13 protein-coding genes are annotated in these 15,513 nt (G+C 67.6%); 2 read left to right on the forward strand and 11 right to left on the reverse strand.

Annotated features, from left to right (window positions below; translation table 11 throughout):
* Positions 1–77 precede the first annotated feature (77 nt).
* From ACZ5ZX_RS19160 to ACZ5ZX_RS19175, 4 genes are read right to left on the reverse strand one after another with little or no spacing between them, the layout of a single operon-like run.
* Positions 78–1,382: a Gfo/Idh/MocA family oxidoreductase gene (locus ACZ5ZX_RS19160; RefSeq protein WP_465503337.1), complete on the reverse strand. Its 1,305-nt coding sequence runs from the start codon at positions 1,380–1,382 to the stop codon at positions 78–80.
* Positions 1,383–1,396: 14 nt separating this feature from the next.
* Positions 1,397–2,281 carry a GDSL-type esterase/lipase family protein gene (locus tag ACZ5ZX_RS19165; protein ID WP_465503338.1) on the reverse strand — a complete coding sequence of 295 codons (885 nt, stop codon included), beginning with the start codon at positions 2,279–2,281 and terminating at the stop codon, positions 1,397–1,399.
* 18 nt (positions 2,282–2,299) lie between these two features.
* The gene (locus ACZ5ZX_RS19170; protein ID WP_465503339.1) at positions 2,300–4,096 is read right to left on the reverse strand and encodes a rhamnogalacturonan lyase; all 1,797 of its coding nucleotides are present in this window, start codon (positions 4,094–4,096) and stop codon (positions 2,300–2,302) included.
* Between the two features lie 26 nt (positions 4,097–4,122).
* Complete coding sequence (locus tag ACZ5ZX_RS19175) at positions 4,123–5,205, reverse strand: SGNH/GDSL hydrolase family protein (protein WP_465503340.1); 1,083 nt, start codon at positions 5,203–5,205, stop codon at positions 4,123–4,125.
* Positions 5,206–5,567: 362 nt separating this feature from the next.
* Here ACZ5ZX_RS19175 and ACZ5ZX_RS19180 point away from each other — a divergent pair, with 362 nt between their 5' ends.
* Positions 5,568–6,506: a pectate lyase family protein gene (locus ACZ5ZX_RS19180; RefSeq protein ID WP_465503341.1), complete on the forward strand. Its 939-nt coding sequence runs from the start codon at positions 5,568–5,570 to the stop codon at positions 6,504–6,506.
* Positions 6,507–6,598: 92 nt separating this feature from the next.
* On the forward strand, positions 6,599–8,020 hold the full coding sequence (locus ACZ5ZX_RS19185) for a BNR repeat-containing protein (RefSeq protein WP_465503342.1): 1,422 nt from the start codon (positions 6,599–6,601) through the stop codon (positions 8,018–8,020).
* A gap of 357 nt (positions 8,021–8,377) precedes the next feature.
* Here the strand turns inward: ACZ5ZX_RS19185 and ACZ5ZX_RS19190 are convergent, their stop codons facing one another.
* Genes ACZ5ZX_RS19190 through ACZ5ZX_RS19220 form a run of 7 tightly spaced genes read right to left on the reverse strand, consistent with a single transcriptional unit; the run spans position 8,378 to position 15,346 of the window.
* On the reverse strand, positions 8,378–9,646 hold the full coding sequence (locus ACZ5ZX_RS19190) for a pectate lyase family protein (protein ID WP_465503343.1): 1,269 nt from the start codon (positions 9,644–9,646) through the stop codon (positions 8,378–8,380).
* On the reverse strand, positions 9,643–10,590 hold the full coding sequence (locus ACZ5ZX_RS19195; RefSeq protein WP_465503344.1) for a DUF6807 domain-containing protein: 948 nt from the start codon (positions 10,588–10,590) through the stop codon (positions 9,643–9,645). The genes ACZ5ZX_RS19190 and ACZ5ZX_RS19195 overlap by 4 nt, the downstream gene beginning before the upstream one ends.
* On the reverse strand, positions 10,578–11,696 hold the full coding sequence (locus ACZ5ZX_RS19200; protein ID WP_465503345.1) for a Gfo/Idh/MocA family protein: 1,119 nt from the start codon (positions 11,694–11,696) through the stop codon (positions 10,578–10,580). The genes ACZ5ZX_RS19195 and ACZ5ZX_RS19200 overlap by 13 nt, the downstream gene beginning before the upstream one ends.
* Positions 11,693–12,241, reverse strand: a complete 549-nt coding sequence (locus tag ACZ5ZX_RS19205; protein WP_465503346.1) for a DUF624 domain-containing protein — start codon at positions 12,239–12,241, stop codon at positions 11,693–11,695. Before ACZ5ZX_RS19205 ends, ACZ5ZX_RS19200 begins: the two co-directional genes overlap by 4 nt.
* Positions 12,242–12,246: 5 nt before the next feature.
* Positions 12,247–13,083, reverse strand: a complete 837-nt coding sequence (locus tag ACZ5ZX_RS19210) for a carbohydrate ABC transporter permease (RefSeq protein WP_465465539.1) — start codon at positions 13,081–13,083, stop codon at positions 12,247–12,249.
* Positions 13,080–14,063, reverse strand: a complete 984-nt coding sequence (locus ACZ5ZX_RS19215) for a carbohydrate ABC transporter permease (protein WP_465503347.1) — start codon at positions 14,061–14,063, stop codon at positions 13,080–13,082. Before ACZ5ZX_RS19215 ends, ACZ5ZX_RS19210 begins: the two co-directional genes overlap by 4 nt.
* 2 nt (positions 14,064–14,065) lie before the next feature.
* The gene (locus ACZ5ZX_RS19220) at positions 14,066–15,346 is read right to left on the reverse strand and encodes an ABC transporter substrate-binding protein (RefSeq protein ID WP_465503348.1); all 1,281 of its coding nucleotides are present in this window, start codon (positions 15,344–15,346) and stop codon (positions 14,066–14,068) included.
* Positions 15,347–15,513: the final 167 nt, after the last annotated feature.

The following is a 15,513-nucleotide window of genomic DNA, read 5'->3' on the forward strand; positions in this document are numbered from 1 at the left end:
TCGAGGCACTTTTGCCCATCGCCCGGCCAGGAGGGCCGTGCAGGCCACCTTTGATCGGCTTCGAATCCCCTGCGTCATCACCGCATTCCCAGCTCCGTCAAGAGATCCCCGACGTCGACGGCCGCACCGGTCGCGATCGACCGGTTCGCGGCCAGCCCGACCACCAGTGACCACATCCCCGCCAGGTGGTCGGCGTTCTCCCGCCCTCCGTCCAGCAGATCGGCGAGCATGCGCTCGTCACCGCCGCCATGGCCCGCGCCGACGGGGCCGTCGAAGAGCGTCTCGGGCGGCTCCCAGTGCCGCTGCACCGTCAGCCTCGCCCGGCTTCCGGCCTCCTGGTCGGAGCCCGGCGGACGGCTCACCGGGACGTTGCCACGGGCGGCCGGCCGGGCGTGGTCGTTCTCCCATACTTCGAGTTCGAGCCTGCCCTCGCTGCCGGTGAACGCCACCCGGTAGCCCTCACGCGGCGAGTAGGCGACCAGGTGATAGCTCAGCTGGGGCCCGCCCTCGTACCGCGCGAGCACGGTCATGTCGTCTTCGATGGTGACGCCGGGTCCGAAGACGTTCAGATCCCGCAGGTAGTGATCCTCCCGCTCGGCGTCTCGGTACAACGCGGCCAGCCTGGGCGACAGGCTCAGGTCGAGCGCGAAAGGGTCGTCGTCCGCCTCGCGCTCGCCGGTCGCTCGCTCGTACTCCCGGCGCAGACCGCGGCGATCGCCGTTGTCCTCGCCGTAGAAGAACAACCGTCCCATCGCGAAGACCGACTCCGGCCTGCCGTCGAGCCACCAGTTCACCAGGTCGAAGTGATGGCTCGCCTTGTGCACGAGCAGCCCGCCGGAGGCCGCCTTGTCCCGGTGCCACCGGCGGAAGTAGTCGGCGCCGTGCTGGGTGTCCAGCAGCCACTCGAAGTGGACCGAGCCGATGTCGCCGACGACCCTGTCCGCGAGCAGGTCGCGGATCCGCCGGTGTACCGGGTTGTAGCGATAGTTGAACCCGACGATCACCCTGCCGCCGGTCCGCCGCCGTGCCTCGAGGATCCGGCGGCATCCCGGCGCGTCCACGGCCATCGGCTTCTCGGTGATCACGTCACGACCCGCGTCGAGCGCGTCGGCGATCAGCTGCGCGTGCGTGTGGTCCGGGGTGCACACCACGACGACGTCGATTCGTTCCTTGTCCAGCATGGTCAGGAACTCCTCCGCCGGATACGACGGGACCGGCGCCCGGCCGGTCTCCTCCGCCAGCCATCGGTTGTGCACGGCCATCCGCGTCCGGTTCCGGTCGCAGAACGCCGCCAGTTCGGCGTGCTCGGCCAGCGCGCGGACGAACAGCTCCGCGCGCGACCCGAGCCCGACGATCGCGTACCGGCGTGGCGAGGACGCCATCCTCGATCACCTCCTCATTTGAGATAGGAGGCGAGCGGAATCTGCTGATCCCGCAACGCCTTCGCGACCACGCCCGCGATCTGCCGCGCGCCCGCGGCTTCGAAATGCGTGTGATCGTCACAGAAGAAGGCGCCGACCGGGCCCTTGCTGTAGTTCCCGTCGTTGGGACACAGCTTCAGCGAGTTGTACAGCGTGTAGCTGAGCTTGTGCAGGTCGATCACCGGCACACCAGCGGCGCGGCCCGCGGCCATGGTCTCGTTGAGGAATCCCCTGTTCCCGACGGCGGTCGCCCCACTGCAGGTGATCGCCGCGACCGGGGTCAGCAGGACCGGCCGGACCCCGCGGTCCTTGGCGGCCTTGACCATGACACCGAGCAGTTCCTGATAGCGCGCCGGGCCCACGTGCCGCGGGCAGGTGCGGCTCCCGTCGTTGATCCCGAACTGGATGAAGAGGTAGTCCCCCGCCTGCATCCCGTTGGCCGGATCGAGCATCGACGTCCAGCGCTGGGCGTAGGTCTTCGGGCTGACCACGCATTCCCCGCTGGAATCCATGGTGCTCTTCACGTTCGATTCGTACAGCCACGTCTGCACGCTCCGGCCGCTCACCGCGTTGTTGACCACGGTGACGTCGCCGGTGAACAGCGGATCGAACTGGTTCCCCCACCCGACCGGGCAACTGGTCTTGGGGTCCGCCATGGTGGAGTCACCCGCCAGCCATACCTTGATCTTGGCCGCGGCCGGGGCGGCGGCGCCACCCTGGCTCGCACCGCCAGGGGTACAGACCGGAGCGGACGGCGCCGCCGGGGCGGCCGAGGCGGCGGGTGCCCCGCCGCAGACCGCCACCGGCAACAGCGCGCCCACGACAAGGGCAAGAAGCCGTTTCCTCGAAAGAATCCTCATCGGACACTCCTGACTCGGTCACATCGCGAAACTCGGGTGAGGCGGCTGGTTGTAGGCGGTGTTCTGCCAGGCGACAGCGACCCGGTACTGGCGGTCCTGCATCAACGACGGCCGGGAAATACTCGTCGAATCGGTCGTGGAATAGATGCGGAGCGCCCGGTTGTCGGTCGTCGGCCAGATGACCTCTTCGCGCCAGTCACCGAGGATGTCCGCCGAAAGCGCCGGAGTCGACTTCGTACCGTTGTTGGAGCGGACCCCGGAGGCGGTCAGCAGCCGCGTGTCGCCGCCGGTGCCGTACTTGTCGATGTGGGTGCCGTCGAGCAGCTCGCGCTGGGCGTCGCCGTCCCACCAGACCACGAAGTTCATCGAACCGGGTTTACGGCTCGCCACCTGCGCCCCGGTCGCCGCGCTGCGCAGCCCGCCGTCCGTCGACGACCAGATCTCCGCGCCGGGGCTGCCTGCCCAGACATCCGCCGCCACGCCACGTCCGGTGTCGCAGCCGCAGGTCGGTGCCCGGTAGATGACCTGGCCGGTCCGGGCGTCGTGCACGTCCATCGACGGCGCGGTCTTGGACTCGTGGACGGTGAACACCTCGAGCCCGGCGCGGCTGGGCACCAGGTCACCGACGTGCAGCGCGTCGCCGTGGCCGAACCCGGTCCGGTACATCAGCGTGCCGTTGTCGTTGATGGTCGCCGATCCGTAGACGATCTCGTCCTTGCCGTCGGCGTCGACGTCGGCCACGGACAGGTTGTGGTTGCCCTGACCGTACGCGCCGGTGTTGCTGTTCCCGGAGTCGTAGGTCCAGCGACGGGTGAGCTGCCCGTCGCGGAAGTCCCACGCGGAGACCACGGAGCGGGTGTAGTAGCCGCGGGCCATGATGATGCTCGGCCGGGAACCGTCCACATAGGCCGTCCCGGCGAGGAAGCGGTCGACCCGGTTGCCGTAGTTGTCGCCCCAATCGGCGACGTTCCCGCGCGCCGGAACGTAGTTCTCCGTATCGAGGATCGCGCCGTCGGTTCCGCGGAAGACCGTCAGGAACTCGGGCCCCGACAGGATGTAGCCGCTCGAATTGCGGTGATCGGCGCCGGCGTTGCCGATCACCTGCCCGGTGCCCGAACGGGTGCCGTCCGCGGTCTTCACCGCGACTTCGGCCCGGTTGTCACCGTCGTAGTCGAACACCTGGAACTGCGTGTAGTGGGCGCCCGCGCGGATGTTGCGCCCGAGGTCGATCCGCCACATCCGCGTACCGTTGAGTTTGTACGCGTCGAGGTAGACGTTCCCGGTGTAGCCGGATTGCGAGTTGTCTTTGGCGTTGCTGGGATCCCATTTCAGGATGATCTCGTACTGCCCGTCCCCGTCCAGGTCGCCGACACTCGCGTCGTTGGCGGAGTAGGTGTACGCCTCTCCCGACGGAGTCGTGCCGCCCGGCGGGATCTGCAACGGCACGTCCCTGGTGGCGGCCGCGATACCCGCGTCGAAGGTCAGCGATTCCTCGGCACTCGCCGCGGCGGTCCGCTCGACGCCGTCGACGACCGCCCGCACCGAATAGCGCGCGTTCGCCGGGGCGCCCTTGTCCTGGTAGGTGGTCGGCCCGCCGACCTCGGCGACCTTCACGCCGTCCCGGTAGACGTTGAACCGGACCCCTGGTGGATCATCGGCGAGGAGGCGCCAGCTGACCCGGTTCCCCTCCGCGCCATGGACGTTGAGGACACCCCGGCCGAGTTTGTCCGGTGCCGGTGCTGCGGCCGCCGCGACGGCGGCCGGTGCCAGCGCGACGGTCAGCGCGCCGACGAGGGCGGCTACGAGCGTACGCATCGATCACTCCCGTTCTGTGGTTGGGTTCAGCCCAGCAGCGGCGCGAGCCGGTCGGCGATCTTGCGGTGACCGGTGTCGTTCGGGTGGACGTTGTCCGCGGTATCGGTGGCTTCGTCGATCCAGCCGGTCGTGTCGATGTAGCGGACCTTCGTGTCACCGGCGTCGGTCACCGCCTTGACCGCCGCCTTCGTCTCGGTGATGTAGCGCTTCCGGAAGGTCTGCATCGCGTGGATGGTCGCGTTGGGATACTTCGCCCGGACATTGCGCAGCAGGGTCACGTACGCGCCGCGGAACTGCTCCGAGGTCACCCCGTGCCCGACGTCGTTGGTGCCGAGATTGATCACCACGGTGTCGGCCTGGTAGCGCGAGAAATTCCAGTCCGGCGAGTTCGCCGCGAGACCGGTCCGGAGGAATCGCTGGCTCATCCCGATGCACCCGTCGGAAGCCGGATACAGGCACGCCCCACCCACCGCGATCTGAGTGTGCCCGGCACGCAGCCGCTCCCCGACCAGCCAGCCGTACGCGGTCAAGGCCTGCCTGGAGGAACGCTGTCCGACGGTGATCGAGTCACCGATGAACTCGATGACCCGCGATGGGACCGTCGGCACCACGGTCTTCGCACCCGGGTCGAGGGTGACACCCTGGAAGACCGCGTCGCCGTGGTACGAACCCGCGACCGGACGGTAGGACACCCGCAGGGTGTGCGTCCCCGCCGCGAGCGGCTTCGGCGTCAGGTTCACCGTGCCGCTGACGTTCACATAGGACACGAACGGGCCGCCGTCGATACTGGCGAACAGATCGATCGTCCCCCGCTGGCGCAGTTTCACCGTGGTCCCGGTGAAACCGACCACGACGTAGGCACCGGCCCACTCGGAGACATAAGCGCTCGCCGACCGCGTGTCCCATCGGCCGAAGTACTTGATGTTCGAGTCGGTGGGCGAGCCGTCTCCCGTCACGGCGGCGGCCGGTGGTGCCGCCGCGGCCATCGCGACCGCCGCCAGTACCCCGGCGAGGACCGCACGGGCCCTCGGCCGCCACCGCGGAGGGTCCGCGCTCAGTCTCAGAAAGCGCTTTCTCGCTCCGGACCGCGATACCGATCTGGTTCTCATAAGGCACCCCATCGAGCCTGCAGAGTTACATGCGAACGTTTCGACGATGTTCGAGGGATTCACTGCGGCGACAGTGAAAACTCCGCCGCCAACGGTGGTTCAGGAGAGTGCGGCGTCGACCCGGCTTTCACCGTTGTCCCGACGATGCTAACCGAGGAGACACACCGAGACAATGGTTCGCTCGTTCGTCCGATTCTTGGTGACCGGTTCGCGGACGCCACCTGACCGGCCTGTTGACAGTCACCGCCGAGCCTGTTTACCGTCGATCGGGAAAGCGCTTTCCGAACTTGTCGAGAAGTGCGTTCCCCCATCCCTGCGAACCCAGGCCGGCATCGTGGCCCGCCTGGGCGGGAGGATCCAACATGACGAAGAAAACCCTACGTGCGGCCATCGCCGTCACCGTACTGGCGGCGGCGACCGTACTCGGTTCACCACCGGCGATCGCGGCACCGTTCGACCTCGCCGGCTGGGCGACACAAGGAGGTGGCACGACCGGCGGCGGCAGCGCCGCACCGGTGACCGTCACGACGTCGTCGGCGTTGATCTCGGCGATGAAGTCCTCGAGTCCGGCCGTGATCCGGGTTTCCGGGTCGATCGCCATCTCGGGAATGCAGAAGGTCACGGCCAACAAGACGATCGTCGGCGTCGGCTCGGGCTCCGAAATCACCGGCGGTGGGCTCAACGTCGCCAACGCCTCCAACGTGATCATCCGTAACCTGAACTTCCGGAACTGGTCGGACGACGCGATCAACGTCCAGTATTCGACCAGGGTCTGGATCGATCACAACGGCTTCTCGAACGGCTACGACGGCGCCGTCGACGTCAAACGCGCGTCGGACTACGTCACCGTGTCCTGGAACAAGTTCAGCTCGCACGACAAGACGATGCTGCTGGGACACAGCGACGACAACGGCGGCGAGGATCGCGGTAAGCTCCGGGTGACCTACCACCACAACTGGTTCGCCGGCACGAACCAGCGCCACCCGCGGGTCCGGTTCGGCAACCCCGTCCACGTGTACAACAACTACTACGCCAGCGTCGGCGCCTACGGCGTCGCGTCCACGATGGAGGCCGGTGTCCTGGTCGAAGGGAACTACTTCGAGAACACGAAGGACCCGTTCCACCGCGGCGAAGGCAGCTCGCCCGGCGGCAGCCTGGTCGCCCGCGGCAACCACTTCGTCAACTCCGGCGCCGGTGACGCCGGTGGCAGCGTGAAGAGCATTCCCTATTCCTACTCCCTCGACTCGGCGGCGAACGTCGCTTCGGTGGTCCGGAACGGGGCAGGCACCGGCAAGCTCTGACCCGATCGAGAAGACAATGTCGCCGAGGTGCGGCGCCCTGGAGTTTCAGGGCGCCGCACCTCGGCGACTCCACCGTATCCGGGAGTCCGACCATGAAACTGCCAGCCATCCTCATCGCCTGCGCCATCCTGACCGCTTCGACCGCCATCGCGGCACCAATGGTCCATAGTGGACATACAGCGGCCGCCGCACCCTCCGTGTCCCTCCTTCGTGACACCCAGCTCGACTCGTCGGCCCTCTACTTCGTGTCCTACGACGGCCTGGTGAACAACGGTTCGTTCCAGCAGGACGCCATCGTCAGCCACGCGGGTTTCCAGTACGCGACGTGGTACACGGCCGATCGGAGCGTGGTGGTGGCGCGCCGCGCACTCCCCGCCGGCACCTGGGAAAAAGCGGTCCTGCCGCACAAGCTGAGCGTGAACGACTCGCACAACGTGATCTCACTGGGCATCTCCCCCACCGACGGGCGCCTGCACGTCGCGATGGACACGCACAACACCAAGGTCTTCTACGTGAAGTCCGAGGCCGGCCTGGTGACGTCCCCCGCGTCGCGCACCTGGTCCTCCGTCCGGTTCGGCGCGGTGCAGCGGACGGTCGACGGCACCGACCTCGGCGCCATCACCTATCCGCAGTTCGTGCTCACCCCCGAACGGCGGCTCCAGCTGAGCTACCGGACCGGCGGTTCGGGCAACGGCACCAACGAGCTCGCCGAATACGACGGGACCTCGTGGCGCAAACTGGGCAAGTTCTCCTCGGCGACCGGCTCGTGGACCGCGCCCAACGGAGTCACCAGCACCACCCGCAACATGTACCTGCACGGGCTGAACTACGGCCGCAACGGCAGGCTCTACGCGGCGTTCACCTGGCGGGAAGGCAACGCCAAGGTACTGTGCGACGACGGCGGCCTCACCAACCACGACACGGGTTACGTCTACAGCGACGACCGCGGCCGGACCTGGCGCGACAACACCGGCGCCGTCGCCGGAACGACCGGTGGGACGCCGGTGGGCGTCTCGTCGAAGCTGATCGTGGATCCGCTCGATCCCAACCACGGGCTGATGAACCAAGAGAGCCAGGCCATCGATTCGACCGGCACCCCGCACGTGGTGATCAGCTACGTACCCGGCCGGTTCACCCAGTGCGTCACCAGCTATGCCGCCGACCGCACGCGCTGGGGCCGGACGTTCCACCTGGTCCGCAACGCCGACGGCTCGTGGACGAAACGCGAGATCCCGATCCCGCCGAACGCCACCGGCCGCACGCGGATCGTCTTCGACCGCGACGACAACGCCTACCTCGTCATGCCGTTCGGCCGGATCGTGTCCGCCTCGAAGGCCAGCGGGTGGACCGATTGGGCGGTGGTGTTCGAACGGCCGGCGATGAACGTGTTCGGGGAAGTGACCGTGGACTACTCGCGCGTGGCGACGGAAGGCGTGCTGTCGATGTTCTATCAGCAGCGTTCGAGCGGCACCACGCCGTCGCCGATCCGGGTCGCCGACTTCCGCCTGGGGTAAGCGCGCCCGCCGTGGTTGCCTCTATAGAGGGGTAAGGCTTCCAGTGAGGGGTGGGCTGGGTTGGTCGTGAGTGGCGATTCGGGTTCTAACCCGAAACGCCACTCACGACCAGCTGTACCGACGCCTCTGCGCCCGCCGACCATGTCCCAGCGTCGAAGCCTGACGCTTCACGTTTGCCCTCTCTTCGCTGGCTTCAATTGCGGGTTGGTGCCCGCCGGGACCGGGCGAGGGCTCGTGGCCTGGGTGTCCTGAAGGCTCCCTTTCGGACGTTGAACGTCTCGAAAGTTCCCTTCCGAACGGGGACCCGGGGCCGCGCCACAGTTTGCGCTACGTCACCGCTCACGACCCTCACCGCGCCTAATTCCGGCCGACACCCGCCTTGTTCCGGACCTCCCCCGGCACCTTCCCAGTGGCATCCAGCCTCGGAACAAGCACGGGTGTCCAGCCGACGTCCGTCCCGAGATCCGGATCGAACGCCGCGTTGTGCGCCGCGACCACATCCACCGGCCGTCCGTTCGCCAATGTCCCGGTGACGTGGAGCGCCGTCCCCTTCCACCATTTCGCGAAGGCACTCGGTTCCACGCCACGACCGGTCACGAAGAAATTGTTCTCCGCGTACAGCTTCGACTCGAAGCCGACGCCCCAGGAGTACTCGTACTCGGCGGCCTTCGGCACGACGTACAGGTTGTTATACACGTGCACCTGCCCGAACCGGACTCGCGGAGCGCGCGAACCGAGGTTCTCGAACAGGTTGTGATGCAGGGTGACGCGCAGCTTGCCGACGTCGGCGCCCGGCCGGTCGGTGTTGCCGATCAGCAGCGACTTGTCGTGGTCGTGGAAGTTGTTGTAGGACACCGTCACCAGATCCGAACCGCGCACGACGTCGAGCAGACCGTCGTGCACCTCGTACGGGCGTCCAAAGTAGACCGGACGGTCGGTGTTGCCGCCGTCGCTGAATTCACACCGGTCGATCCACACGTGGGTGGCGCCCGACAGGACGAGGTTGTCGTACTCCGAGTTCCAGTTGCCGGTCTCCCCGTCCAGCGGATCCCACTGCGGGAAGCAGTCGTGGGCGTCCTCGAACCTGAGATTGCGGACGATCACGTTGTCCACACCAGAAGCCCGAAGGGTCAGTCCGCGGAAGGTCGCGTCGTCTCCGAGACCGACGATCGTGGTGTCGGAGCCCACGTCGATCACGACCCGGCCCGCCTGGTTGGCCTGCGACCTCGCGCGCGCCTCCTCGATCGGCCCCGAAGGCGCGACCTTGCCCCAGGTGGCGGGGTCGTACTGCCGGAGATAAGCGGACAGGCTGTACCCGGGATCGGCGTACTGCTCGCACGGCAAAGGGCGGTCGAGGTCATCGGAATTGCCTTCGATGGTGCCGCGTACTTGGACGATCTTCGGACCGTCGTTGCGCAGGGCGGCCACGAGTTCCGAACGGGTGTCCACTGTGTACACATGGTCGCGGGCGGCGGCCGAACCACCGGTGGTTCCGGTCGTGGCGGCGGCCCAGCCGTCGCGCGGACCGAGTGCCTGACGGCCGAGGTGCTCGAAGTCGGCACTCGCGGGCGCCGCCGAAACGAGTCCCAGAGCGAGAACGAGCGGTAGGGTCTTGGCGAGCATCATCTGTTCTCCTCGAGCCAGCGGGGACGAATTCGCCGAGCGAGATAGTCTTCGATGCGGTCCTCCTCCCAACGGCCATCGGCGATGACGGCGTGGTGGGTCAGTCCGAGTTCTTCGCCGGGTTCGAGCAGCAGCGGCTCGTGGAACGTCACCGCGAAGCTGACCACGGGGAACGGCGTCGTGCGGACGTACCACGGCGTCGGGTACACGGGATTCGCCGGACAGTCCACGAAGACCACAGTGGACGCGCGGAGGCTGACGTCGTGCAGTCCGGTGTAGGCGAGCCACGCCGCGCGCTTCCCCATCGCGTCGTCGTCCCGGATGCCGGTCGACGTGAGGACGTCGCCGCCGGTGAAAGACCTCGGCCCGCGCCAGAACAGTCCACCGTAGCCCGCTGTCGACCTTCCTTCGGTCACCGGGCTGCCCCAGCGCAGGCCCACGCCGCTCGTGTTCCGCACGCAGGTCTTCCAAGTGAGCAGCCACGAACCGTCGAGGAGGTCGACGTCGCTGATCTCGATGGTCCGGTCCTCGGCCAGCCAGCGCTCCCCCGCGCTGGTCTCCCAGTCCAGGTGATGCCGCAACCGCACCCGGCCGTCCTCGCACTCCGTGTGGTGCCACCGCACGTGACGCGTCGAGCCGTTGTTGTCCAGCGGGACGTAACCCCGGTCGCGGACGAACGTCCGGCCACCCCAGAAGTTCTGCCCGGACAGGTTGGCCGCGGTGAACTGCACGCCGTTGTGCCAGGGGTGGTCGTGCGGCCGGACCGCGCTCACCACGTCGCCCGCGGTCGTCCTGAGCGGATGCAAGTACGGCTTCGGGGATTCCGGGCGCGGGACGTCCGGTTCGAAAACGTACTCCGCCAGGTCGACGTCACCGGCCGCGACGCGCACGCGACCGGCGCCTTCGGACAGGCTCAACTGGCCGGCGGCGTTGGTCACGTCGCCCATGGAACGCCCAGTTCCGAGAACAGGGCCATCTCCTCGGCCACGGATTCCACGGATTTCTCCACTCCACGCACGAGGTAGCGGCGTTCCGATCCCGCGTCGGCGAGATCGACCCATTCCGGCGGGATGGGTTTCGGCCCGGGGTGGTCACGCACCGCTTCGACGAAGGCGGTGAACGCCCGCGTCCGCGCCAGCGGTGCCACCAGTGAGGTCTTCTCCTCGACGTGCCGGACGAGATCCCGGAGCAGTTCGACGGGAAGTCCGGCACGCACGGTCTCACCGTTGATCTCCAGCCGGTCGGACCGGTACCACCATCTCGCGGTCCCCTCGGTGCCGTGCAGCACCACATACGGCTCGAAGACCTGGTCGGCGCAGAGTGTGGCCGCGGCGACCACGTCGACCCCGTTCTCGAAGCTCAACCGCGCGCAGGCGGTGTCGTCGGCCTCGATCGGCCTGGCGCGATGGAGTTCGACGTCGATCCGCCGCGGCAGCAGGCCGGCCGTGCCCGCCACGAGGGTCGCCGTGGCCACCGCGTGGGCGAAGGGATTGGTCAGCGATCCGTCCACAACGGACATTCCATCGAGGACACGCCGTCCGGCCCAGCCGTTGCGCCCGTAGTACGAGTCCCGGCGGATCCACGCCCCGGCGGTGCCCACTCCGCGCGGTTCGCCGACGGCCCCGGCCGCGATCGCGTCACGCAACACGGTCAAGGCCGCCGATCCGAAGCTTTGGAAACCGACCTGGCAGGAGACACCCGCGGCACCGGCCCGCTCCGACAAGAGGTCGAAGGCGGCCAGGTCCAGCACGGGCGGCTTTTCCAGCAGGACGTGGCATCCCGCGTCCACCGCGAGGAGCGCGGCGGCCAGATGTGTATGCGGAGGGGTGGCGATCACCGCTATGTCCGGCGCGACCTGCCTGAGCAGCTCCCCGATGTCCCGGGTGATCACGGCTTCGGCCGGCAGGAGGTCCGTCGACTCCGGTGAAGGTTCCCGCACGTCGCAGGCACCGGCCAGGACGATCTCCCCGTCGTCGTGCAGGGCCCGCGCCCGGCGCAGATGCACCAGCGCGTACCCGGCCGTCCCGAAGACGACGACCTTCGGCGCCGTCACGGAGCCGTCCCCGCCGCGGCCAGGACCAGCGGCCCGGCGACGACCAGCGACATCAGCGGCTGCATCCAGACGACGACTCCGGCAACGCCGGCCGCCGCCGCGAGCAACGCCGAGCGGCGCGGATCAAGGCTGAGCCGCAAAGCCGTCCGCAACGCCGCACGCCACCCCTCGCCGGGAGCCACCACGGAGCAGGTTCGCAAGGCCACAACCACCGACGCTGCCAGCAGGAACACGAGCACCACCGCGAGCGCCCGCCCGCCCGGCAGACCCGCGCCGAACAGGGCAAGGTCGGCGCACAGGACGGCGATCACCACACCGGCACCGACGCTGAACGGGACGCCCCCGGACAAGTGGCGGACGAACGCGTCGCGAAAGGCCGGGACCAGCGGTGGCGAGTCGCCGTCCCGCCAGCGGCGGGCCACGGCACAACCAGCCGCGAAGGCGGGTCCGGCGGTGACCACGGGCACCGAACCCAGGCACACCAGCATCCCCAGCAGAAGACAGTCGGAGAACTCCGTCAGCCGGTCGTACCGCGTCGCCCTCATCGACCTCACCCCTTCATCCCGCTGGTGTTCACGCCTTCGACGAGCAGCCGCTGGAACACCAGGAAGAACAAGACGATCGGCACGAGCGCCAGTGCCGACATCGCGAACATCGCGCCGAAGTTGGACTGGCTGCTGGTGTCCACGAACAGCCGGAGTCCCAAGGGGACGGTGAACTTCTCCGCGTCGTTGAGGTACACCATCTGGGTGAAGAAGTCGTTCCACGTCCAGATGAACGTGAAGATCGACGTCGTGACGAGCGCCGGTTTCGCCAGCGGCAGCACCACGTTCCAGAAGGTCCGGTACACACCGCAGCCGTCGATGGTGGCGGCTTCGTCGAGTTCTCGGGGAATGCCGCGCATGAACTGCACGATGAGGAAGACGAAGAACGCCTCCGTGGCGAGCAGTTTCGGCAGGATCAACGGCAGGAACGTGTTGGCGAACCCGGCCTGCTTGAAGATCACGTACTGCGGGATCAGCGTGGCGTGATGCGGCAGCATGAGGGTCGCGATCATGAAGACGAAGAGCGGACCGGAGAAGCGGAACCGCAGACGCGCGAACGCGTACGCCGCCAAGGTGCACGAGATCAGGTTGGCGAGCACCGAGCCGAACGCGACGATGAAGGAGTTCAGGAAGAACGTCCCGAACCCGATGCCCGCCGCGCCCTCCCAGCCCTGCCGGTAACCGTCCAGCACGATCTCGCTGGGCAGCAGGCTGAGACTGGACAGGACTTCGGACGGCGGCTTGACCGACGCGAAAGCCAGCCACACCAGCGGATACAGCACCACTATGACGGCGGCGACGCACAGCAGGTGCCAGATGATCGTTTTCAGCCGGACGGTCATGACCTGGTCCCCGAACGCTCGTCGCCGTAGAAGACCCAGAGGCGGGCGGTCCGGAAGATCACGGCGGTGACGAGCGCGATCACGGCGAGCAGCACCCACGCCATCGCCGAGGCGTAGCCCATTTCGAAGTCCTCGAATCCCGCCTGATACAGGTACAACGTGTAGACCAGCGCCGAATCGGCAGGCCCGCCACGGCCGCCGCCGATCACGAAGGCCGGGGTGAACACCTGGAACGCGTGGATGGCTTCCAGTACCAGGTTGAAGAAGATGACCGGTGAGAGCATCGGCAACGTGATGTGCCAGAACCTCCGGACGGCGCCGGCACCGTCCACTTCGGCCGCTTCGTACAGCTCACGCGGGATCTGCTTGAGCCCGGCCAGGAAGATCACCATCGGCGCGCCGAACTGCCAGATCGTCAGGAGGATGATCGACCAGAGCGTGTACCCGGGGTCGTCGACCCAGCTGGGGGTGTCCCAGCCGAGCCCCTCCAGCAGGGCGTTCACCGACCCGCCCTCGGTGAACATCGCCCGCCATACCAGCGCGGCGGCCACACTCGCCCCCAGCAGCGAGGGAGCGTAGAAGGCCGCGCGGTAGAAGCCGTTCGACGCGGCGCGCGTGTTCAGCATCATCGCGATCAGGAGCGAAACGAGCAGTTTCAGCGGGACCGCGATGAGGACGTACAGCAGCGTCACCTTGACCGACTGCAGGTACCGGTCGTCCTCGGTGAACATGCGGACGTAGTTGTCGAGCCCGACCCAGCTCGGCGCGGTGAACAGGTCGTATTCGGTGAAGGACAGGTACAGCGAGACGATCATCGGCCCGACCGTCAGCGCGACTGCGCCGATGATCCACGGCGTGAGGAAGACGTACGCCTGCGGCTGGTGATCGACCCGGCGCCGTGCGGCCCCACGGGGGCGGCGATCCCGTGGGGCCGTCGGCGCCACCGACTCGGACGGTGGTGTTCCACGAAGGACGGTCATACCTACTTCAGGTCCTTCTGTGCTTCGGCCATGAACCTGCTGACGGCGGCGTCCACGGGGAGCCGCTCGAACGCGACCTCCTCGTAGGTGCGCTGCAACAGTTTCTGGATGGCGCCCGCCCCCTTGGGCGGCACGGCGGGTGCGGGGCCGAGCTTCGGTTCGATAGCCGCCTCGTAGGCGAAGATCACCTTGTTCGTCCCGGTCGCTTCCGCGGCCAGCTGAGCGCGGATCTTCAGGTTCGGCGGCAGTCCCCGCTCCGCGCCGAGGATCTTGCCCGCCTCGGGGTCGTTGATCAGGAAGTTCACCAGTTTCGCGGAAGCCTCCTGTGCCTTGCCCCTCGCCGAAACGGACAGGAACATCGCCGGACGCCGGTACTGGCCGGTGTTGGCTGGATCGTCCGTCGGGTAGGGCGCGACGGCGAGATCCTTGCCGTGTGCCTTCTGGTAGCCGGGATACACGCTGTCATAAGCGAATTCCGCGCTGGTCAGTTTCTTGCCGAGCGGTGACTGCTCGGGCGAGGTGTTGTTGGACGCGGTCACGTCGGCAGGCGATCCCGCCCTCGTGGTCCGGAACCTCCCGGCGAGTTCCCAGAAGGCACGCAGATCCTCGGCGCCGAAACCCAGTTCGCCGTTCGGGGTGTAGAAGGACTTCCCGTGCTGCCGCAGCCAGATCTCCAGCGCGCTGTCCAGCAGGCCGAAGTCGGTCACGCCTCGTTTCGTGAACCCGCTGGCGGCACTGACCTTCTCGGCGGCCGCGCGGAAGTCCTCCCACGTCATCGGTTTGGTCATATCCGCTCCGGCCGCCTGGTACGCGGCAGGGTCGTACACCAGTGACGAAGCGTTCTGCGCCCACGGGACGGCGAATCGCTTGCCGCCGAGCGTCCCGGTCGCGGCCAGCTCCGGGTTGATGTCGGCGAGCGACACCTCCTTGCCCGCGCCCTCGTTGAGGTCCAGCAACACTTTCCGCTCCCCGTACTCGGACAGGTAGCGGGTGTCCATCGTCATCACGTCCGGCGGGTTCCCGCCTGCGGTCTGCGTCGCGACCTTGTCCCAGTAGGCGTTGTACGCCGAAAAGGTGGTGTTCACCTTGATGCCCGGGTTGCGTTGTTCGAACAGCTCGACGGCCTTCTTCGTGATCGTCGCCCGCCCGTCGCTGCCCCACCAGGCGAAGGAAATGGTCACCTCGCCACTCCCGCCGTCCGCACCGGATCCGCACGCGGCCAGCAGAGGCGACACCGCGAGGGCGAGGATCGCCGACCGCAGCCGGAGTCTCCGTGAGCTCATACCCAGCTCCATCCCCAGTCACGCAACACACACAGTCGCGCAACTTGCACAACTTTCAGAAAGTGTGACTGTGAGCGTGAACCGTAAAGCTGACGCAAAGCCGCTGTCAACGGCCGAACAGGTGGCTACGCAGCCGATTGACAACGGATGTCGCAGCGCGCGATCAT

The organism is Amycolatopsis sp. NPDC033938 (assembly GCF_055575975.1).

Bases quoted from the DNA above. Each gene is read 5' to 3' on its own strand.
- ACZ5ZX_RS19160 (WP_465503337.1), bottom strand. From the start codon at position 1,382: ATGGCGTCCTCGCCACGCCGGTACGCGATCGTCGGGCTCGGGTCGCGC.
- ACZ5ZX_RS19165 (WP_465503338.1), bottom strand. From the start codon at position 2,281: ATGAGGATTCTTTCGAGGAAACGGCTTCTTGCCCTTGTCGTGGGCGCG.
- ACZ5ZX_RS19170 (WP_465503339.1), bottom strand. From the start codon at position 4,096: ATGCGTACGCTCGTAGCCGCCCTCGTCGGCGCGCTGACCGTCGCGCTG.
- ACZ5ZX_RS19175 (WP_465503340.1), bottom strand. From the start codon at position 5,205: ATGAGAACCAGATCGGTATCGCGGTCCGGAGCGAGAAAGCGCTTTCTG.
- ACZ5ZX_RS19180 (WP_465503341.1), top strand. From the start codon at position 5,568: ATGACGAAGAAAACCCTACGTGCGGCCATCGCCGTCACCGTACTGGCG.
- ACZ5ZX_RS19185 (WP_465503342.1), top strand. From the start codon at position 6,599: ATGAAACTGCCAGCCATCCTCATCGCCTGCGCCATCCTGACCGCTTCG.
- ACZ5ZX_RS19190 (WP_465503343.1), bottom strand. From the start codon at position 9,646: ATGATGCTCGCCAAGACCCTACCGCTCGTTCTCGCTCTGGGACTCGTT.
- ACZ5ZX_RS19195 (WP_465503344.1), bottom strand. From the start codon at position 10,590: ATGGGCGACGTGACCAACGCCGCCGGCCAGTTGAGCCTGTCCGAAGGC.
- ACZ5ZX_RS19205 (WP_465503346.1), bottom strand. From the start codon at position 12,241: ATGAGGGCGACGCGGTACGACCGGCTGACGGAGTTCTCCGACTGTCTT.
- ACZ5ZX_RS19210 (WP_465465539.1), bottom strand. From the start codon at position 13,083: ATGACCGTCCGGCTGAAAACGATCATCTGGCACCTGCTGTGCGTCGCC.
- ACZ5ZX_RS19215 (WP_465503347.1), bottom strand. From the start codon at position 14,063: ATGACCGTCCTTCGTGGAACACCACCGTCCGAGTCGGTGGCGCCGACG.
- ACZ5ZX_RS19220 (WP_465503348.1), bottom strand. From the start codon at position 15,346: ATGAGCTCACGGAGACTCCGGCTGCGGTCGGCGATCCTCGCCCTCGCG.